The organism is Flammeovirga sp. SubArs3, from assembly GCF_947387565.1.
In the GTDB taxonomy this organism is placed as follows: domain Bacteria; phylum Bacteroidota; class Bacteroidia; order Cytophagales; family Flammeovirgaceae; genus Flammeovirga; species Flammeovirga agarivorans.
The window spans coordinates 104,509-125,876 of sequence record NZ_CANDOA010000015.1; the positions used below are offsets into that span (position 1 = coordinate 104,509).

Sequence of the window (21,368 nt, forward strand, 5' to 3'; positions counted from 1 at the left end):
GGTTTTTGATAAGTGTTAGTCATCCCGTAATAATTACAGGATGACTTTTTTATTTCTAGTTTATTCCATCGCATCTGTTACTAAAAAGGGAACATTGGCAGTGCCAACTTTACCTTTCTGATCAAATACATAGACAAACAATCGATATTCGCCTTCTTCTTTAGGAAGTTGAATACTGATTTTATTTTGTTGATTTTCGATAAACGTAATTGGATATACTTCAGGTTTTTGTTCAAAAGCTCCACCCTGACTTTTTACTTTTACTTCACCTAATAACTCCCATTTATATACTAATTCATCACCTTCGTGGTCGTAAGTTTCTACTTCAACTTGAAGTGTGTTTAACTGATGTGATACAGTGATATTATCCGTCGCAATATTATTATTGATTGTCATCTTATTGACCTCAGGAGCTCTGTTTTCAGGGTATTCTCCACTCCAATAATAGGTTAACTCATCTACTCTGGCATCACATTCTCCGCTGGATAAAAACATACCATACCAAGTTGGAGTACGCTCTTGTTTATTTCCCCATAAAAAGGCAAAGCTTCCTAACAATAACTCTGGCTTTTGGTTGATATAAGCAGTTTTAATCCTGTTTCTGAGACCTTTGGCTTTCTCAGTAGATGTTTCTTCAATTTCTCGTCCCCATTTTGTTGTAGGTCTTTCCCAATGTCCTAAAGGCCCATATTCAGAAATAATGAACGGAATAGAAAGATTCAGTCTTTTAGTGGCTAGAGGTAAATTAGATAGGTCACCATACACTTGAAAAGAAATGAAATCCAAAGAAGGAGTACGTTCTAAACCAACTTTAACATGATCAGATATAATACCCGCAAAAGTAGTAGTGACAGGATGTATACTATCCACACTGTGAATGTATTGAACTATATTTTCTAAGGCATTATAGACTTTAGGATTAACAGTACCTAAAGTTCCATCTTCTTTGAATAGTAAGTTCAATTCATTACCAACTACCCAACACAGCAGCTGTTTTTCATCTTTATACTTTAATACTTTCTCCTTTATTTCATTAAACTGTTGTGCAATAGCAGCGCTATCATTATAGTCGAAACCATGTAATTCCTGACCGACTTCGATACCCAAAGCAACTTTTAGGTTGTATTTATCAGCAGAATCGAATTCGGCATCGGCAGTGGTAGATCTCCAAGTTCTAAATGCATTACCACTCGCATTTTTCAATGCCTGAAAATATTGAGGACCATTATTGTCAATACCTGCACCTTTTATAAAGAATTGATCTTCATAAAATAATTTTAATCGTGGATTATCCTGTTGAGCAAATAATTGTGATTGAAAGAGAAAGCTCAAAAGAATACAATAGTTGAATAATTTCATTGTAAAAAGTTTATATCGGTGCTCACAGAAATATTATTAATGATAATAATAAAAGCTCACACTTGTAGAACATGTGTGAGCAGTGTGAGATAAAAAGTGAAAATAATTAGATACGTTCTTCTACTACTTCAGATGTAGAGAATTTATAACGCATATTACGATATACAGCGATATCAGTAATGTCTTCAGGTGTCCCCTCTGGCATTGCTCTAAAATTTGTAGATACTCTATAAGTACCTGTAATTGGTAAAACCCTGTGCCAGCAATGTCCATGAAGAAGTACTACTGTTCCTTTTTTTGGTTTAAGAACAATCTGGTTTTCTATTACTTCATCAGGTACGCCAGCAGAGATTTCTCCGTATTTATGAGTACCAGGGACAACTAATGTTTGTCCTCCAATTTCATCAGTGATATCATGAGTATAAACCAGACGGTTTAGATTGTATTGTGCTTTATTCTCTGGAGGACAGTCTTGATGCCATGCTTGGCCCTTGGTTCCTTTTTTCGAGAACATGATCATACAGTATAATTCATTCCAGTCATCCCCAAGAATTTCTTTTGTAAGGTTAACCATCAAAGGGTCATCATTTACTTCTCTAAATGCCATTTCTCCTTCTCTTTCAGGAAACCAAGGAACTACCTCAGTAGCAGACTTATCTAAAAACTCATCGTTATGTTCAAAGTTGGGATCCATTCCAAAATGAGTAATGATTTTGTTATTTAACTGGTCCATTAGTTCAGCGGCAAAGTATTCCTCAATAACTACATATCCGTTGGCCCAGAATTGCTCTGCTAATTTTTTTACATCCATAATAAGTATTGTTTAAGTTTCTAATGAAATTATTAAGGACACAACCAAAAGTTGTCTTTCATTAGTTGGTGAATAGATTGATTGAATAGTTAGCGAAATGAAAAACTTTGAATACAAAGTAGTAGTATTACTTGAAAGAAATAGCCGTTTAGAATGTGTAGAGCTTAATTGACGTATCCATGAAGTAGCACCTAGAAAACTTGCAGTATCAATACACTAAACAAAAATGAAGAACTTTGAAGTATCGAAATGAAAGAAGTTATTTGACTTATCTCTTCAACAATTAGAAAAGGTATTATGGGTTGGTCACCCTCATGGAATAAATAGTAAGAAAATGTTGAGAACAGTTTTTATAGGGGCTGTTTCTTTATTAATAGGACTAACTGGATGTGTCGAGCAGCAAGAAAATCCATCTATTAGAGAAGCATCAATAACCCCACCGTTATTGTCAAATAGTATTAATAAAAAAGGAGAGAGACCATTAGCTAAGTTTGAGCCTGAAGATGGAAAAGTTTTGGTTTTCATTGGACAGGAGTTGACAGCTATTGGAGGTTTGGAAAAATATAATGATGGTTATCTAGATCATTTTGAAAAAAGACCGGCAGGGTTTACTTCATACACTTTCCTAACACCCGGAGATACAACATTTGGGTTTGTACATAAAGGGTTAGACGGTATTGAAACCACTGATGATTGGGGAGACAATGATTATAATATGAGTCTTCAATTAAGCGACCCAGATTATGCCAATATGGCATTAGCAATTGGTTTAGGAATGGTTAACCATGAAGAGAAGATTGCTAATGGTGAGCATGATGAAATGGTCAAAGAGTTAGGGAATTACTTGAAATCATTAGCTCCAAGACCCGTTTTTCTTAGAATAGGCTATGAGTTTGATGGTCATCCTTGGAATCATTACAACAAGAAAGAGTATTTAAAGGCATATCGTAGAATAAAGGATACTCTAGATGGACAGGGTGTAACTAATGTTGCTTATGTATGGCAATCAACAGGCTTTGTCTCTACACCAGACCAATTAGAAGAATGGTATCCTGGTGATGAATATGTGGATTGGTGTGCTTTTTCATTCTTTTCTCGATGGAGAGAGCAGGAGATGGTAGAATTTGCAAGGAAAAAAGGCAAGCCTGTATTTATTGCAGAAGCATCACCAACGGTTTCTGGTCCGAACATGAAGTTTGATAATGAAACTTTACCAATGGACTTTAATAATCAACATGATGTAGAATTAGCTTGGGATAAATGGTTTATTCCTTTCTTCAAGACCATTGATGAAAACCCTGATGTGATTAAAGCTTTTTCATATATCAACTGTAACTGGAAAGAACATAGAATGTGGTTTGAAAACCCAACATTTAAAGGAATAGATGCAAGATTACAAATCAATGAAGGTTTGAAAAAAAGATGGATAGACGAAATGGAAAAAGATAAATATTTAATGTCGTCACCAACACTATACACGGATTTATAATTATAGAGACTATAAGTACCTATCATTCATTCTAGACAAACAAACTTAATTAAAAACGAGTCACTCATTTTGAGTGACTTTTTTTATGTCTACTCGTTTTATAAACCATCGTTTTCATCATTATAAACTTGTAGTTTCTGATGGTGAATTGCCTATAGAATCATGAGGATAACTATTGAAAAAGAACACCTAAATTATTGTGAAAAAGCCTTCCTGTCTATAGATTTTTATTTGATTAAAAACACTGAAAATGTGCATTTTTTGTATCGGGAACTGTTTCGGGAGCGGTTGCGAACACGGTTTCATTGTAATTTCATTATCAGATATTTGACATCAGAACCCTATTGTTTCTAACTAGCAAGTGTTACAAGGACATTTCAATAAATAAACTTTCATTGAGAAGGTAAGAGCGAATTTTTTAAAGACATATACTTAAACATTACAGCCATGTTAGAAACAGCAGCAGAATCAAAAGTAATTTTAGGAGAAAAAGAATTTTTTAAAGGAATTGGTAAAATCCAATTCGAAGGACCTGAATCTAGAAACCCTTTAGCTTTCCGTTACTATGATGAGAACAGAGTAGTAGCAGGAAAAACAATGAAAGAGCATTTCAAGTTTGCTGGAGCTTACTGGCATAACATGTGTGGAGAAGGTAGTGATCCATTTGGTCCTGGTACTCGTGATTTCCCTTATGCTAATGTGGGCGATGCAGTCGAAAAGGCAAAAATGAAAATGGATTTTGCTTTTGAATTCTTTACAAAGTTAGGTCTTCCTTATTATTGCTTCCATGATTTCGATTTAGTTGATGAAGGTTCAACAGTTTTAGAATCTGAAAAAAGATTATCTGCAATCGTAGATTATGCAAAGCAAAAGCAAGAAGCTTCAGGAATGAAGTTACTATGGGGTACAGCAAATGCATTCTCTAACCCACGTTATATGAATGGTGCTTCAACAAATCCAGATTTTTCTGTTGTTGCTCATGCAGGTACTCAAGTGAAAAATGCATTAGATGCAACTATCGCTTTAGATGGTGAAAACTATGTATTCTGGGGTGGTAGAGAAGGTTATATGAGCCTTTTAAATACTGATATGAAACGTGAGCAAGAACATATGGCTAGATTCTTAACGATGGCCAGAGATTATGCTCGTAAACAAGGATTTAAAGGTAATTTCTTTATCGAACCAAAACCGGCAGAACCTACTAAGCACCAGTATGATTTTGATTCAGCTACAGTATTAGGGTTCTTAGAGAAATATGATCTAGCAGACGACTTCTACTTAAACTTAGAAGTAAACCACGCAACATTAGCAAGCCATACTTTCACTCATGAATTACAAGTAGCAGTTGATGCGGGTAAATTAGGATCTATCGATGCCAACAGAGGTGACTACCAAAATGGATGGGATACAGATCAATTCCCGAATAATATCTATGAAATCGTTGAAGCAATGTTGATTATTCTTCCTGCTGGCGGCTTTAAAGGTGGTGGAGTAAACTTCGATGCGAAGGTAAGAAGAAACTCAACGGATTTAGCAGATATGTTCTATGCACATATTGGTGGTATGGACCTTTTTGCTAGAGCTCTACTGATCGCTAACGATATCTTGGAGAATTCTGAGTACAACAAAATCAGAACAGACCGTTATGCTTCTTTTGATAATGGTGAAGGTAAATTATTTGAAGACGGTAAGTTGTCTCTAGAAGACTTGCGTAACATCGCAATTAAAACAGGTGAGCCTGTACCAACTTCAGGTAAGCAAGAATACCTTGAAAACTTGATTAATATGTATATCTAATCATTTCAGAGAATAAGTATATATAGTAAATGGATAACTAACACAAGGAGAGTCTTCTTGTGTTGGTTACCTATACTTTTTCAACTATCAACTCACGAACTCTCACTCAACTAAGGAATTAAAGCAATGAATGAAATGGACAACAATACTATACTAGAACATAAAATAGAACAAAAATCGCAGGTCAATTTTGGGTTTGTCATCAAGGTAACACTTGTGGCCGCATTAGGCGGATTACTCTTCGGATATGATACTGCAGTTATTTCAGGGGCTATAGGATCTCTTGAAACATTTTTTCAACTATCAGCAGCAGAGAAAGGTTGGGCAGCATCCAGTGCTTTGGTTGGATGTATTATAGGAGCAGCAGCTGCAGGAAACTTAGCTACAATTCTAGGGCGTAAAAAGTCATTAATTATTGCAGGTATACTATTTTTTATATCTGCTTTTGGATCAGCAATACCTGAATCCTTCACAGTGTTCATCATCTTCCGAATCATCGGAGGGTTAGGAGTAGGTATTGCGTCTATGTTATCTCCAATGTATATCGCAGAGATAGCTCCGGCAGCTTACAGAGGTAGGTTGGTTTCATGCAATCAATTCGCCATTATTTTTGGTATGTTGGTCGTTTATTTTGTGAACTACTATATCGCAGGTCTAGGGGATAACAGTTGGATAGATACAGTAGGATGGAGATGGATGTTTGCTTCAGAATGTATTCCTGCATTAACGTTTACAGGATTACTATTTATTGTTCCAGAAAGCCCAAGGTGGTTGGCAATGAAAAATAGAGATGATGAAGCATTGAAAATATTAGATCAGATTTCGGAAAACGCTTCCTTATCATTAAATGATATAAAGCTATCACTTCATGCTTCTAAAAACGAAGTAAAAGTAAGTGTATTCCAGAAGCCATATATGTTTATTGTTTTTGTTGGTGTGATGCTATCCATCTTCCAACAAGTAACAGGAATTAATGTGTTCTTGTATTACGCTCCAGAGATTTTTAAAAAACTAGGAGGTGGAAATACAGATACAGCCTTATTACAAACCATAGTTGTGGGTAGTGTAAACCTATTATTTACAGTGATTGCAATTTTCTCTGTAGATAAATTTGGAAGAAAACCACTCATGCTCATTGGATCACTCGGAATGGGAATTTGTATCAGTGCAATTGGAACAGCAGCATACTTTGGCAATACAGACGTTTGGCTTTTGGCTTTTGTTTTAGGCTATATCGCTTGTTTTGCATTGTCATTAGGTCCAGTAGTTTGGGTCTTATTGTCAGAGATTATGCCTAACGCAGTAAGGGGAGTAGGGTTATCCATTGCTGTAGCATTTCAATGGATCTTTAACTTTATCGTTTCTCAGACCTTCCCAATGATGATGGATAATGACTATCTCTTCAATACATATCATGGAGCATTTCCATTCTGGGTATATGGTTTTATGTGTTTGTTGACCATTCTTTTTGTTTGGAAGTATGTACCAGAAACAAAAGGAAAGTCTTTAGAGGAAATGGAAACTCTTTTCAAGTAATAGATCATTGCCTCATTTGAATGAGTAAGATAATTACAGCGATCAAAAAAATAATTTAATACGATGCAGTTTTTAGGTTTAGATATCGGAAGTTCATCAGTAAAAGTATCAGTTACTGATGAAATCGGAAAAGTGATAGTATCCGCTCAATATCCTGAAAAGGAAATGAAAATTGATGCTCCTCAGCCGGGTTTTGCAGAGCAAGATCCTGAAATGTGGTGGGATGCTATCAAAAAAGCAATTGAACAACTAAAGAAAGATCCTGCATTCAAAGGAGATGAACTTGGTGCTATTGGTATCACTTACCAAATGCATGGGTTAGTGATTGTTGATAATAAGAAAGAAGTGATCCGACCTTCTATTATTTGGTGTGATAGTAGAGCGGTTGAAATCGGTCAAGAAGCATTTGAGGCCATTGGAGAAGCAAACTGTTTAAAGCAGTTTATGAATTCTCCTGGAAACTTTACTGCATCAAAATTGAAGTGGGTAAAGGAAAATGAACCAGAGAACTTCAAAAAAATACACAAATTTATGTTACCTGGAGACTATATCAACATGAAGTTGACAGGTGAAATAAATACAACTATATCAGGTTTATCTGAAGGTATTTTATGGAACTTCAAGCACAACAGACTGAATACTGAGCTCCTAGAGCATTATGGAATACCATTCAATTTAGTAGCTGATTATAAAGAGGTGTTTACGGAACATGGTAAAGTCTCTTCACAAATTGCTTTAGAATTAGGTATTAAAGAAGGAATCCCTGTTACGTATAAAGCAGGAGATCAGCCCAATAATGCTTTTTCTCTAAATGTCGTTAATCCAGGTGAAATTGCAGCTACAGGTGGAACTTCTGGAGTTGTTTATGGGGTAACTGATGAAGTAAAATACGATCCAAAATCAAGAGTAAACCCTTTTGCTCATGTAAATCATACTGAAGAGACTCTTCGATTAGGTGTTTTATTATGTATCAATGGTACAGGTATTGCAAATTCTTGGCTCCAAAAAAATATCGCAGGTAATATGGATTATGAGGCAATGAATGTTGCAGCAGTAAAATCACCTATTGGAGCCAAAGGGGTAGTGTATCTACCGTTTGGTAATGGTGCCGAAAGAGTTTTGGAAAACAATAATGTTGGAGCACACTATCTAAACTTAGACTTTAATAGACATTCTACAAACGAACTGATTAGAGCCACGCAGGAAGGAATCGTATTTTCATTCCAATATGGTATAGAAGTGATGCAAGAAATGGGCTTAAAACCAGCTGTAATTAGAGCAGGTTATGCCAATATGTTTATGAGTCCATTGTTCAGACAAACATTGGCAAACATCACAGGTGCTCCAATTGAACTATTAGATACAGATGGAGCAAGAGGTGCAGCGATAGGTGGAGCAGTAGGTGTTAAACACTTTTCATCATTAGAAGATGCATTCCAATCATTGAATGTGATCGAAACAATATATCCAAATATCGATGAGGTAGAAGAAACAAAACTAGCCTATCAAAATTGGAAAAAAATGCTTTTAAATATTTTAGATAAAGAGCCTCAAATGGTTTAATCTAGTTCATCAAATAATATAAAATCGATAGTTATGAAATTCTTTATTGACACAGCAAACTTAGGTGATATCGCACAAGCATATGACATGGGTATCTTGGACGGTGTAACTACTAACCCTTCTTTAATGGCTAAAGAAAATATAGTAGGTAATGCTAATATCAAGGCACACTATGCTAAAATCTGTGATATCGTAGAAGATAAGGTAAGTGCTGAGGTATTATCTACTGATTTGGAAGGAATGATCAAAGAAGGTGAAGAACTTGCTGCTATTTCTCCAAAAATCGTGGTGAAAATACCAATGATTAAAGATGGTTTAAAAGCAATCAAACATTTTTCGAAAAAAGGGATCCGTACAAACTGTACATTAATTTTTTCTGCAGGTCAAGCGCTTCTAGCGGCAAAAGCAGGAGCAACTTATGTATCTCCTTTTATCGGTAGATTAGATGATGTATCACAAGATGGTATGTTACTAATTGAAGAAATCAAAGAAATTTTCTCTCAATATCCTGAGTTGAACACAGAAATTCTTGCAGCATCTGTACGTCATACAATGCACCTATTGAAATGTGCAAAAGTAGGAGCAGATGTAGCAACATGTCCTCTATCAGTTTTTGAAGCACTATTAAACCACCCTCTAACAGACAAAGGGTTAGCTCAGTTTATAGAAGCGGCGAAAACGATGCAAGAGGAATCGGCTTTAGTATAAACTTTAATTCCATGGGAAAGGAGGTCTTCTTTGATGGCCTTTTTTCTCTTTTTTTATATCAATGAAACCCAGCAAATAAGATCATTATCCGATCATTTCAACTAATTATATACCGAAATAAGATGAAAAATATTAATACACAGGCAGCTGATAATATTAGAATATTAGCAGCAGCGATGGTAGAAAAAGCAAAATCTGGCCACCCAGGAGGTGCGATGGGCGGAGCAGATTTTATTGAAATTTTATATAGTGAATTTTTAAATTTTGATCCTAAAGACCCTTCATGGCATGCAAGAGATCGTTTCTTTTTAGATCCTGGTCATATGTCGGCTATGCTTTATGGACAATTGTCTTTATTGAACTGTTTCTCAATGGAAGAGTTACAACAATTCAGACAGTGGGGGAGCCCAACTTCAGGTCATCCAGAAGTTGATGTGCACAGAATGATAGAAAACACTTCAGGTCCTCTTGGGCAGGGACACGTTTTTGCGGTAGGTTCTGCTATTTCAGAACGTTTTTTACAAAGTCGTTTTGGTAAAACTGTAGAGCATAAAACTTATGCATATATATCAGATGGCGGTATTCAAGAGGAGATATCACAAGGAGCAGGTAGAATCGCAGGTCATTTAGGTTTAAGTAACCTAATTATGTTCTATGATGCGAATGATATTCAATTATCAACAACTGTAGAAGAAGTAACAACTGAGGATACAGCTAAAAAATACGAAGCATGGCACTGGAATGTAATCACAATTGATGGCAATGACCCCGAGGCAATACGTTCAGCATTAAAAGCAGCAAATTCTGAAAAAGAAAGACCGACACTAATTATTGGTAAAACAGTAATGGGTAAAGGAGCGATTGATCAAGAAGGACAAAGTTTTGAAGGAAAATGTTCAACTCATGGTCAGCCTTTATCAAATTCAGGAGCAAGTTTCTCAGAAACAATAAAGAAATTAGGAGGTAACCCTGAAGATCCATTCCAAATTTTTGATGAGGTAAAGGCTCATTATGCGGAAGTAATTAAGAAGAAACAAACTGCTGCTGATGAGAGAAAAGCTCAAGAAGAAGGGTGGAGTAAAATGTACCCTGAATTAGCAAACAAATTAGTTTCATTCTATGATCGAAAAAATACGGTTGTAGATTGGTCAAATATCACTCAAACTGAAGGTGTTGCTACTAGAGCAGCATCTGGTAAAGTACTTGCTCACTTAGCGACTAGAGTTGAAAATATGATTGTTGCTTCTGCGGATTTAGCAGATTCAGATAAAACAGAAGCATTTTTAAAGAAAACAACTGCCTTTAAAAAGAATGATTTTAAAGGAGCATTCTTACAAGCAGGGGTGTCTGAGTTAACAATGGCTGCAATAGCAGTTGGAATGGGGTTACATGGAGGTGTTATTCCTGTCTGTGCAACATTCTTTGTATTCTCAGATTACATGAAACCAGTAATTAGAATTGCTTCATTAATGCAAACTCCTGTGATTTTCATGTGGACACATGATTCATTTAGAGTAGGTGAAGATGGACCAACTCATCAGCCTATTGAGCAAGAAGCACAACTAAGGTTATTAGAGCAATTAAAAAATCATCACGGTCAACGAAGCTTCTTAGCATTACGCCCTGCGGATGCATATGAAACAACAAATGCATGGAAGTTAGCCGTAGAAAGTGCAGATAGACCTGTTGGTTTAATCTTCTCTCGTCAGAATATTCCTGCAATAGCTTCAGAGGAACAACGTCTGAAAGATGCTGAATTCTTAAATAAAGGAGGTTATTCCGTATTAGAATTAGGAGGAAGCACTGATGTACAATTAGTTGCTAATGGTTCTGAGGTCTCTACTTTATCATCTGTAGCTGTACTTCTAAATAAAAACTATGGTTTAGGAATTAAAGTGATTTCTGTACCATCAGAAGGTTTATTTAGAGATCAAGACAAAGAATATCAAGAAGAGGTATTGGACAAAAATATTCCGACTTTTGGTTTAACGGCAGGGTTACCGGTTACACTAGCAGGATTGGTTGATATTAATAACATCCACGGTTTAACTCACTTTGGATATTCTGCTCCTGCAGCTACTTTGGATCATGAATTTGGTTATACACCAGATAGAGTGGTAGAATGGTTATTACCTCAATTACAAAATGAAGGGATAGTAGAAATGGATCTATCGAAGTAAGATCTGATAGTTATCTAATAAATTAAAGTCGTTTATGCTTAGGTGTAAACGACTTTTTGTATTTTAAGAAGAGAGAAATAAAAAAAGGTTATCCTATTTCTAGGATAACCTTTACTTGGTAGCGGGGACCAGACTCGAACTGATGACCTTCGGGTTATGAGCCCGACGAGCTACCAACTGCTCCACCCCGCACTATTTTTCTTAAATGCTTGGCAAAATTAGAGGATTATTTTTTATAAAAAAAATTATTCTGCAACTTTATTACAAACAAAATTAAATACGATGATTAGATCAAAATTAGCCTTTATCACAGTAGCACTATTATTATTTCTTTCTTGTCAGAATGTGAATAAGACTTCATACCCTAAAGAACTAATAGCAACTTGGACGGTCAGTGAAATACAAGACAAACAGGTGACATTAATTAATCATGGTGAAGATTTACCAGCCAAAAGAGGGGGTAGAAATATTTATGAAATACTTAAAAAAGGAAAATTAAATCGTACAACTCTAGGAAGTAATGATAAACCTATCCAAGAAAGTGGGGTTTGGTCATTTAATTCTAAAGAACAAATGTTGACATTTGTAGTAAATGATGAATCTACTCAATACTACGTTCAATTATTAACAAATGATAAGTTGGAACTCAAACAAACAGGTGAGTGATTACGTTTAATTAGAAATCAAAGGAATTATTATCAGTACACGGTTTAATGAAGCTTAAAAACAAATTATTAGTTCTTGCTTCTTTATTATTTTTTTCGACAGCGATTTATCAAAGTTGTAAAAATACAGAAGACAAAGAACAGCAGCAGACAGAAGATGTTTTAGCTGTTGCAGAAGACTATCATACTTCTGTTGATCTACCTTATCCAGATTCAATCTTTGTGGGGACACAAACTTGTAGATCTTGTCATGAGGAAGAGTATCACCAATGGAAAGGATCTGATCATGATATGTCAATGAAAAAGGCAACGAAGGAAACCGTTTTGGGTAACTTCAATAATGCTCGCTTCTCTGACAATAATGTGAAGAGTAGATTTTTCATGAAAGGAGACAAATATTTTGTCAATACTCAAGGACCTGATGGTAAAAACCATGATTACGAGGTATTGTATACATTTGGTATCCGCCCTTTACAAAACTATATGGTTGAAATGGAAAAAGGGAAGATCCAAGTGATCAGAGAAACATGGGATAGTGAAAAGAATAAATGGTTTAACCAACATGATGACATGGATGATATTCAGCATTATGAATGGTTACACTGGGCGAATGGAGGTGGTAACTGGAACACCATGTGTGCAGACTGCCACTCTACGAATGTTCGTAAAAACTATGATTTTGAAAATGATTCTTTTGATACAAAATGGGCCATTATCAATGTAAGTTGTGAAGCTTGTCATGGACCAGGTAAAGCACATGTTGACTTTGCAAATTCAAAAGATTTTGAAGAGAAAAAAGACTTTGTAGAAGGCCTATATATTGAACAATTCAAAAAAGACGAAGACCAAAGAACATTGGTAGAATCTTGTGCGCCTTGTCACTCAAGAAGATCTCAATTAGTTCAGAATGCAAAGTTTGCTCAAAATTTCTATGATCAGTATGCACCAGAGATCTTGAGAGAAAATATGTACTATCATGATGGGCAGATTTTAAATGAGGTATATGTTTACGGTTCATTTATTCAATCTAAAATGTACCATGAAGGTGTAAAATGTACTGACTGTCATGATCCTCATAAAGCTGAATTAAAGTTTAAAGACTTAAACAAAGTATGTGCTTCATGCCACGAACCAAAGACTTATGATGTTAAAGCACACTCGAAACACAGCTTATCAGATAATGTGAGGTGTGTTGATTGCCATATGGTAGGAGAAGTTTATATGGGTAACGATTACCGTAGAGATCATAGTTTCAGAACTCCTCGACCTGATTTAAGTTTAAAATATGAAGGAACTCCTAATGCATGTAATCAGTGCCATACTAAGAAATCTGTGAAATGGGCAGATACAAACTACAAAAAAATGTATGGAGAGTATAAGCACGATTGGAGAGATACATTAGCATTGGGTAGAAGTTATGATCCAGAATATATCGATGATCTAAGAAAAATGGTTGTTGAACAAAAGGTACCATTTATAGCAAGAGCAACTGCAGTATATTATTTAGCTAGAACAGGTGATCCATCTTCGATTGAAGCAGTAGCTAATGGTCTAAAAGATAAAGAACCTTTGGTAAGGACTACTTCAATTCAGAACTTATCACAATTGTCTCTTGATGAAAGAATCTCTTACATCAGTCCTTATTTAAACGATCCTGTACGAGGAGTACGTATTGCTGCCGCAATAGCCTTAGGCGATGTACCAGAAGGACGATTAAAAGGGAAGTGGAAACAAGCCCATGAAGATGCAACTAAAGAAATGATGCATTATTTCCGTCAGGCCAAAGATTTTAGAGAAGGGCCATTTGGCGAAGGGCAGTATTATGAAAGAAGAAAAGAGTATGCTAAAGCCATTGACTGTTATTCTCAGTCATTGAAATTTGATACTTTGATGAATGAAGCAAGGTTAAGTTTAGCAAGAGTATATTCTATTCAAGGAAATACTGCTGCTGCAGAAAAGCAATTAGATAATGCAATATTGGTCGATCCAAATGCGGCAGATGTGTATTACTCTAAAGGTTTATTATATGCTGAAACTCAAGAATGGGATAAATCAGCACAAGCATTAAAGAAAGCAACAGAATTAGATCACTTTAATTCTAGAGCATTCTACAACCTTGGATTAGTGCTCCAAAAACAAAATAAATTGATGGAGGCTGAGAAAACATATATGCTTGGTCTTAAATACACGAAAGAAGATCCATCATTAAGATATGCCTTAGCAGCGTTGTATGAGCAAACAGGACAAAAACAAAAAGCTCAGTTGTATTGGCAATGGTTACGTTCTAGATATCCTAACGATCCTAGATTTAGATAATCAAAAAGTGATATAAATTATTAAAGGGCTTTGTAGTACTACTATAAAGCCCTTACTTTTGTGGCTCAAACAAATAAATCATAATTCAAATTTCCATAACCATGAAAGTAGGTATTATCATGGGTAGCCAATCTGATTTAAAAGTAATGTCAGAGGCAGCTCAAGTTCTAGAAGATTTAGGTGTTGACTACGAATTAACAATCGTATCGGCTCATAGAACACCAGAAAGAATGTTCGAATATGCTACTACTGCTAAAGAAAGAGGGTTGGCAGCCATCGTAGCAGGAGCAGGTGGAGCGGCACACTTACCAGGAATGGTAGCTTCTATGACATCATTACCTGTAATCGGTGTACCTGTAAAGTCAAGAAACTCAATTGATGGTTGGGACTCAATTTTATCTATTTTACAAATGCCTTCAGGAGTTCCTGTGGCAACAGTAGCTTTAGATGGAGCTAAAAATGCAGGTATTCTAGCGGCAAAAATTGTTGGTGCTACTAACGATACTGTTTCAAAAAATATCGATAAGTTTATGCAGGATATGAAAGATAAAGTATTGGATTCTGCAGAAATCGTTGAAAAAGAAGGCTGGAAATCAAAGATCTAGTAAATACTAAATAGTATATATATGGAAAGGTATAGTGATGTTGTAACATGGCTATACCTTTTTTCATGACGAATTTTTAGTAGCCTTTTTATACTAAATAAGCACTTTATAGAGTCTTAATATTTATTCTACTTAATCTTTGGCATAAAGTCAACTTAACTAACTACTTCTTCGTCAAGGTAAAATATGTCAGTTTTTAATTGAATAACGGAAAGGCCAAACTAAGTTTTGTCAGTAATTTTTGACGATTCATGTCAAAATGTCCTAAAAAATCAATTGGCACACCCCTTGTCTAATAGATGTTGTCTTTCGATTAAAATAATGGTTAGACAACTGAAAAAGATTTAAAAAATTAAAGAAATAAATTAAAACAAGTTATGGGAAAAATCATTGGTATTGATTTAGGAACAACGAACTCATGTGTATCCGTAATGGAAGGTAACGAGCCAGTTGTTATTGAAAACGCAGAAGGTAAAAGAACAACTCCTTCTATCGTAGCATTTTTACAAGATGGCGAGCGTAAAGTAGGTGACCCTGCTAAACGTCAAGCTATTACAAACCCAAAAAACACTATAGCATCTGTTAAGCGTTTTATGGGTAAACAATATTCTGATGCAGGTAACGAGATCTCTCAAATGGCGTATGACGTTGTTGAAGGTCCTAACAATACACCAAGAGTAAAAATTGGTGACAAATTATATACTCCTCAAGAAATTTCAGCAATTACACTTCAAAAAATGAAGAAAACTGCTGAGGATTACTTAGGTTCTGAAGTTTCTGAAGCTGTAATTACAGTACCAGCATACTTCAACGACGCAGAGCGTCAAGCAACTAAAGAAGCAGGTGAAATTGCAGGTTTAAAAGTTTCTCGTATTGTAAACGAGCCAACTGCTGCAGCATTAGCTTACGGTTTAGATAAAGCAAATCAAGATAAGAAAATCGCAGTATTTGACCTTGGTGGTGGTACTTTCGATATCTCTATCTTAGAATTAGGTGATGGTGTATTCGAAGTATTATCAACTAACGGTGATACACACTTAGGTGGTGATGACTTCGATAAAGTAATCATCGACTGGTTAGCTGAAGAATTTATGAAAGATCACCCTACAATCGATCTTCGTAAAGACCCAATGGCATTACAACGTTTGAAAGAAGCTGCTGAAAAAGCTAAAATCGAGCTTTCTGCAGGTGCTAAAACAGACATCAACTTGCCATACATCACTCCAGTAGATGGTGTACCTCAACACTTAATGAAAGAATTATCTCGTTCTGATTTCGAACGTTTAGCTGATTCTTTAGTACAAAGGTCATTAGAGCCTTGTCGTAAAGCATTACAAGATGCTGACTTATCTACTTCAGATATCGACGAAGTAATCTTAGTAGGTGGTTCTACTCGTATTCCTAAAGTACAAGAAGAAGTTGAGAAATTCTTCGGTAAAAAACCTTCTAAAGGTGTTAACCCAGATGAGGTTGTAGCTATTGGTGCTGCTATCCAAGGTGGTGTATTAACAGGTGAAGTAAAAGACGTTCTTTTATTAGATGTAACTCCACTTTCTTTAGGTATCGAAACTATGGGTGGTGTGATGACGAAGTTGATCGAAGCTAACACTACGATCCCAACTAAGAAATCACAAGTATTCTCAACTGCTGCTGATAACCAACCAGCTGTAGAGATCCACGTATTACAAGGTGAGCGCCCTGTTGCTTCAGGTAACAAAACTTTAGGTCGTTTCAGCTTAACGGATATTCCTCCAGCGCCAAGAGGTGTACCTCAAATTGAAGTAACTTTTGATATCGATGCGAACGGTATTGTAAATGTATCTGCTAAAGATAAGGCTACAAACAAAGAGCAATCAATCAAAATCGAAGCTTCATCAGGTTTAACTGAGGAAGAAATCCAAAGAATGAAAGATGAGGCTGCAGCTAACGCTGACGCTGATAAGGCTACTAAAGAGCGTGCTGAGAAATTAAACGAAGCAGACTCAATGGTATTCCAATCTGAGAAGCAATTGAAAGAGTATGGTGATAAACTTTCTGAAGGTAACAAAACAGCAATCGAAGCTGCATTGAAAGACCTGAAAGAAGCTCACGCAGCTCAAGATGTAGATAAAATTCAGCCTGCTTTAGATGCATTAAATGCAGCATGGCAAGCGGCTTCTCAAGAGATGTACCAAGCTACAGGTGGTGACGCAGCAGGTGCTGCTGGCGCTGAAGGTGCTCCAGGTGCTGATCAACAACAAGGTGGTAACGACGCAGATGACGTTACTGACGTTGACTTCGAAGAAGTAAAATAATTTAGATAGCGATATTTAAATAATAGAGTTTATTAGAGGTTTTGTTCATAATTTTTGAACAAAACCTCTTTTTTTTACCGATTGTAGTAATTTATACGCTCTACTTTTTACCTTTACAAAAAGGTAAATACTGCTAACACATTGAATGATTTTTAATAAAGGCTTACATACCACGACATTTTTACTTGTCTTTTTGATAATAACACAGCTAAAGGCACAAACATCAATCGAAGATACAGACATCCAATTAGCCATTACAATAGATAGTGCTATCTACCATGGTGATGGAAATACTGTAGATCAGCATATCGATTATGACGTTTTCACTCAAAGAGTTTTCAAAGGATTACATCAGTCTTCTTTTGATTGGAAGGAGTATGCAGAAGTATTTAGACAACAACTAAGACTTGGAGATTTGTTAATTGAACAAATCGGCAGAGAAGGAGAGTATAGTTTTGTAAAAGTTATAGAGGACGAAAATGGAAATAAAAATCTACTATACCGTATGATTGAAGGTGATGGTATGCTCGATTATAATGAGATGTTGATTGCCAAAAATCACTTAGGTCAATGGAATGTTGTCGATGTTTATTTTTATCTGGGGGGAGTCTATTTTTCTGATATTATAGGAACACTTATCGCTTTAGAAAACCCAGATCTTATCCCTAATAAATCTTTTAGAAAATCTCTTTTAAAAGTCCGTGATTTGTATGGATATAACCAAGAAGGAATGTTTGGGAATACCATTGAGCAATACGACTCGTTATCAAATTACTTTAAAAAAGAAAAAACAGCCCGTTTAGCATTAATTCAGGCATATGCTGGACAAGGTGGTATTACAGAGTTTGAAGAACAAAAAGCCCTTTATCTAGACGATTTTCCTTACGATAAAAGTATTAGACTTCTTTTAATGGAAGTATATGGGAGCTTAGATAACTTTGAAATGGCATATGCGATGAATAATAAACTCTCAGAATTGATAGGAGGTGATGAATACTTAATGTTACGAGAAGCAGAAATCTATCTTTCTTGGGAAAAAACATCAAAAGCTAAGAAGGTATTAAAGAAATTATTGAAGTCAGAAAGTTTTGAGACGGATGCTAGGCTTCTATTAATGGATACATACTATATCGAAAAAAATTACAAATCCTTACTTACTGAACTATTAAAGGTTTCAGATATGGTAGGGGTAACACCTGAGGAAATTCTCCCTAAAGAAAGTTATCCATTATTTTATTCTTCTAGTTATTGGGAGAAATGGAAGAAACAACAATCATAAATAAGGAGTAAAAGAGAAAAGGCCCAAGTAAGTATAAAACTTTCTTGGGCCTTTTTTATTCATTACAAAGACTTATGCTTTTGCCATTAAAGCATCTTCAAGTTTTGTATATTCTAATCCAAATGCATCAGCAACAGCTTTGTATACAACATCGCCATTGATAATATTTAGACCTTTCTTTAATTCTTCGTTTTCTAGACAAGCTTTTTCCCATCCTTTATCTGCTAATTGAATAGCATATGGAAGAGTAGCATTTGTAAGAGCTAATGTTGAAGTATAAGGAACTGCACCAGGCATGTTTGCTACACAGTAGTGCATTACACCATCTACTTCAAATACTGGTTCAGCATGAGTAGTAGGTTTTGTAGTTTCAAAACATCCACCTTGATCTACAGCTACGTCTACTAATACAGCACCAGGCTTCATTGTAGGAAGCATATCTCTAGTGATTAGGTGTGGAGCTTTCGCGCCAGGGATAAGTACTGCACCAATTACTAAATCAGCATCTTTGATTTCTTCTCTGATATTGTGCTCAGATGAAACCATTGTCTTAACATTTGCAGGCATAATATCATCTAACTGACGTAAACGGTATAGATCAATATCCATAATAGTTACATCAGCACCCATACCAGCAGCAATTTTTGTAGCTTGAGTACCTACGATACCACCACCAATTACAATTACTTTAGCAGGTTTCACACCAGGAACACCTCCTAATAAAATACCACGACCACCAACTGGCTTCTCAAGGTATTTAGCTCCTTCTTGAGATGCCATTCTACCGGCAACTTCAGACATAGGAATTAATAGAGGTAGACTTCTATCAGCTCTTTCAACTGTTTCATATGCCAAACAAACAGATTTTTGTTCGATCATTGCTTTCGTTAATGGTTCATACGAAGCAAAGTGGAAGTACGTAAACAGAAGTTGATTTTCTTTGATTAGAGGGTATTCAGCCTCAATCGGTTCTTTTACCTTCATGATCATCTCTGCAATTGCATAAGTATCCTCAATAGTAGGAAGAACTTTAGCACCAGCAGCAATGTATTCCTCGTCAGAGAAACCGCTACCATTACCTGCAGTAGCCTGAATGTAAACTTCGTGTCCTCTTTTAATGAGTTCTTTCGCACCACCAGGAGTTAGTGCAACACGGTTTTCGTTGTTTTTAATTTCCTTAGGAACGCCAATAATCATGGTTGTATGTTATTTATATATGTGTATAGTAAAAAATTTCGATGTAATACTCCCTTGGTCTGGGAGATTGAAGTTATCGCAAATGTAATAATATTGAATTATTTACATAACGTTTTTAAAAATATTTTTTTGTTTGATGTCAGTTTTAATAGGTTTTATTCTGATTTGGGTATAAAAAAGCCTCATATACAGAATAAAAAGTATATGAGGCGATTTGTAGATGTGTGTATATTTTTGATCTATTTAGTAACCAAGTGACTGGTTTTCAACAGAAGCTTTCTCTAATAACTTAGCATATTGGTCCGCAGTAACATCTTTCGAGAAGTAACGGATTGGATTAACTTTCTTCTTTTTATGAATTACTTCATAATGAAGGTGAGGAGCTGTACTAGATCCTGTACTACCTACTTCACCAATTTTTTGACCACGAGTTACATGTTGTCCTCTCTTTACATAGAATTTAGACATGTGTGCATACTTTGTTACATAGCCAAAACCATGATCTACCTCGATTTCCCATCCATAACCTCTATTTGATTTTCTAGCTTTAATAACTTTACCATCACCAGTGGCATAAATAGAAGATCCTTTTGGAGCAGAGAAGTCTACACCTGTATGCATCTTCTTTACTTTTAGAATAGGGTGGATTCGTAGACCAAAACCTGAAGCAAAACGTTTTAAGTCTTTGTTGTCTACAGGTTGGATAGCTGGGATCGCTGCAAGCATCTTAGATTTATTAAGTGCTAAGTCTACAATCTCATCGTAAGATTTAGTTTGAACGTACATTTGTCTCTTAAGATTGTCAATCTTAGACAACGTAGTAAGGATCATATCTTCACGAGCTAGTTTTTTATCTAATAGATCTTGATACTTTTGAGATCCACCAGCACCAGCTTGTCTAATTTCTTGCGGAATAGGTTCTGCTTCAAAAATTACTCTATAGATTTTATCATCGCGGTCTTGTAAAGACACTAAAACGTCTTTTACCTCATTGACCTCTTTTTGAAGTAATTCATGAGAATATAGTAAATCAGTATTTTCTTTCTTTAATCTAGCTTCTTCAGCAGAAGGAAAATACTTAATGTAGATAGCGGAAAAGAAGAATCCGAACAGTGAACATGCAAATAATAAGCCTGTTATATTAACAAACATATCTAGTGGAGAGGTCTTAACTCTCTCATACCTACACGTTTCTGTATCGTAATAGTATTTAATTTTTGCCATATAATATTAGAATCAAAAAGATTCTATAATAGTTCAACCTGCAAATAAATAAAAAATACCCACTTTTTCAAGTGTGAAATCTATAGCTCCTTACATGTGTATTATGATTACTAAGGGATTAATAATTAGGGATATATTAGTATATAGTACTTATAAGTGTGTTTTAGTGGATTCTTAATGATCTAAAATACTATTTGACTTTAAAAAAAGATATTATACTTTTGCACTCCCTTCAAACGGAAGGCGATATGAAAAATACTTCTTGTGAGTACTATTCATTTCAACATTTTGCAAAGAAGACAGCGATGTAAATTAAAATTTCAAATGAAATCAAATAAGCATTGC

At 35.5% G+C, this 21,368-nt stretch carries 15 protein-coding genes and 1 tRNA gene; 11 read left to right on the forward strand and 5 right to left on the reverse strand.

Annotation, left to right across the window (positions count from 1 at the left end; translation table 11 throughout):
* Positions 1 to 60: 60 nt before the first annotated feature.
* Together QL232_RS25825 and QL232_RS25830 are read right to left on the reverse strand one after the other, a co-directional pair.
* Complete coding sequence (locus QL232_RS25825; RefSeq protein WP_281616324.1) at positions 61 to 1,359, reverse strand: hypothetical protein; 1,299 nt, start codon at positions 1,357 to 1,359, stop codon at positions 61 to 63.
* Between the two features lie 106 nt (positions 1,360 to 1,465).
* Complete coding sequence (locus QL232_RS25830; protein ID WP_168885538.1) at positions 1,466 to 2,170, reverse strand: phytanoyl-CoA dioxygenase family protein; 705 nt, start codon at positions 2,168 to 2,170, stop codon at positions 1,466 to 1,468.
* Between the two features lie 334 nt (positions 2,171 to 2,504).
* On the opposite strand from QL232_RS25830, the gene QL232_RS25835 reads away from it, so the two are divergent.
* The 6 genes from QL232_RS25835 (at position 2,505) to QL232_RS25860 (ending at position 11,443) form a co-directional block, all read left to right on the forward strand.
* Entirely contained in the window at positions 2,505 to 3,659 is a 1,155-nt protein-coding gene (locus QL232_RS25835; RefSeq protein WP_281616325.1) for a glycosyl hydrolase, read from the forward strand.
* A 447-nt stretch (positions 3,660 to 4,106) separates the two neighbouring features.
* Complete coding sequence (gene xylA / locus QL232_RS25840; RefSeq protein ID WP_168885540.1) at positions 4,107 to 5,456, forward strand: xylose isomerase; 1,350 nt, start codon at positions 4,107 to 4,109, stop codon at positions 5,454 to 5,456.
* A gap of 135 nt (positions 5,457 to 5,591) precedes the next feature.
* The gene (locus tag QL232_RS25845) at positions 5,592 to 6,992 is read left to right on the forward strand and encodes a sugar porter family MFS transporter (RefSeq protein ID WP_168885541.1); all 1,401 of its coding nucleotides are present in this window, start codon (positions 5,592 to 5,594) and stop codon (positions 6,990 to 6,992) included.
* A gap of 63 nt (positions 6,993 to 7,055) precedes the next feature.
* A complete protein-coding gene (locus tag QL232_RS25850; RefSeq protein WP_281616326.1) occupies positions 7,056 to 8,555 on the forward strand; it encodes an FGGY family carbohydrate kinase in 1,500 nt (499 codons plus the stop codon).
* A gap of 33 nt (positions 8,556 to 8,588) precedes the next feature.
* On the forward strand, positions 8,589 to 9,263 hold the full coding sequence (fsa, locus tag QL232_RS25855) for a fructose-6-phosphate aldolase (RefSeq protein ID WP_168885543.1): 675 nt from the start codon (positions 8,589 to 8,591) through the stop codon (positions 9,261 to 9,263).
* Between the two features lie 122 nt (positions 9,264 to 9,385).
* Positions 9,386 to 11,443 carry a transketolase gene (locus QL232_RS25860; RefSeq protein WP_281616327.1) on the forward strand — a complete coding sequence of 686 codons (2,058 nt, stop codon included), beginning with the start codon at positions 9,386 to 9,388 and terminating at the stop codon, positions 11,441 to 11,443.
* Between the two features lie 116 nt (positions 11,444 to 11,559).
* Here QL232_RS25860 and QL232_RS25865 read toward each other — a convergent pair.
* A tRNA-Met gene (locus QL232_RS25865) sits at positions 11,560 to 11,635 on the reverse strand.
* A 90-nt stretch (positions 11,636 to 11,725) separates the two neighbouring features.
* On the opposite strand from QL232_RS25865, the gene QL232_RS25870 reads away from it, so the two are divergent.
* The 5 genes from QL232_RS25870 to QL232_RS25890 all read left to right on the forward strand — a co-directional run bounded on the left by QL232_RS25870 (position 11,726) and on the right by QL232_RS25890 (position 18,602).
* The gene (locus tag QL232_RS25870; RefSeq protein WP_168885544.1) at positions 11,726 to 12,109 is read left to right on the forward strand and encodes a hypothetical protein; all 384 of its coding nucleotides are present in this window, start codon (positions 11,726 to 11,728) and stop codon (positions 12,107 to 12,109) included.
* 47 nt (positions 12,110 to 12,156) lie between these two features.
* A complete protein-coding gene (locus tag QL232_RS25875; RefSeq protein WP_281616328.1) occupies positions 12,157 to 14,424 on the forward strand; it encodes a tetratricopeptide repeat protein in 2,268 nt (755 codons plus the stop codon).
* Between the two features lie 95 nt (positions 14,425 to 14,519).
* Entirely contained in the window at positions 14,520 to 15,029 is a 510-nt protein-coding gene (gene purE / locus QL232_RS25880) for a 5-(carboxyamino)imidazole ribonucleotide mutase (RefSeq protein WP_281616331.1), read from the forward strand.
* Between the two features lie 377 nt (positions 15,030 to 15,406).
* On the forward strand, positions 15,407 to 17,323 hold the full coding sequence (dnaK, locus tag QL232_RS25885; RefSeq protein ID WP_281616329.1) for a molecular chaperone DnaK: 1,917 nt from the start codon (positions 15,407 to 15,409) through the stop codon (positions 17,321 to 17,323).
* 145 nt (positions 17,324 to 17,468) lie between these two features.
* The gene (locus QL232_RS25890; RefSeq protein WP_281616330.1) at positions 17,469 to 18,602 is read left to right on the forward strand and encodes a hypothetical protein; all 1,134 of its coding nucleotides are present in this window, start codon (positions 17,469 to 17,471) and stop codon (positions 18,600 to 18,602) included.
* Between the two features lie 72 nt (positions 18,603 to 18,674).
* Here QL232_RS25890 and ald read toward each other — a convergent pair whose 3' ends face one another.
* Together ald and QL232_RS25900 are read right to left on the reverse strand one after the other, a co-directional pair.
* Positions 18,675 to 19,799 carry an alanine dehydrogenase gene (gene ald, locus QL232_RS25895; RefSeq protein WP_168885549.1) on the reverse strand — a complete coding sequence of 375 codons (1,125 nt, stop codon included), beginning with the start codon at positions 19,797 to 19,799 and terminating at the stop codon, positions 18,675 to 18,677.
* Positions 19,800 to 20,042: 243 nt separating this feature from the next.
* Entirely contained in the window at positions 20,043 to 21,023 is a 981-nt protein-coding gene (locus tag QL232_RS25900) for a M23 family metallopeptidase (RefSeq protein ID WP_168885550.1), read from the reverse strand.
* Positions 21,024 to 21,368 lie beyond the last annotated feature (345 nt).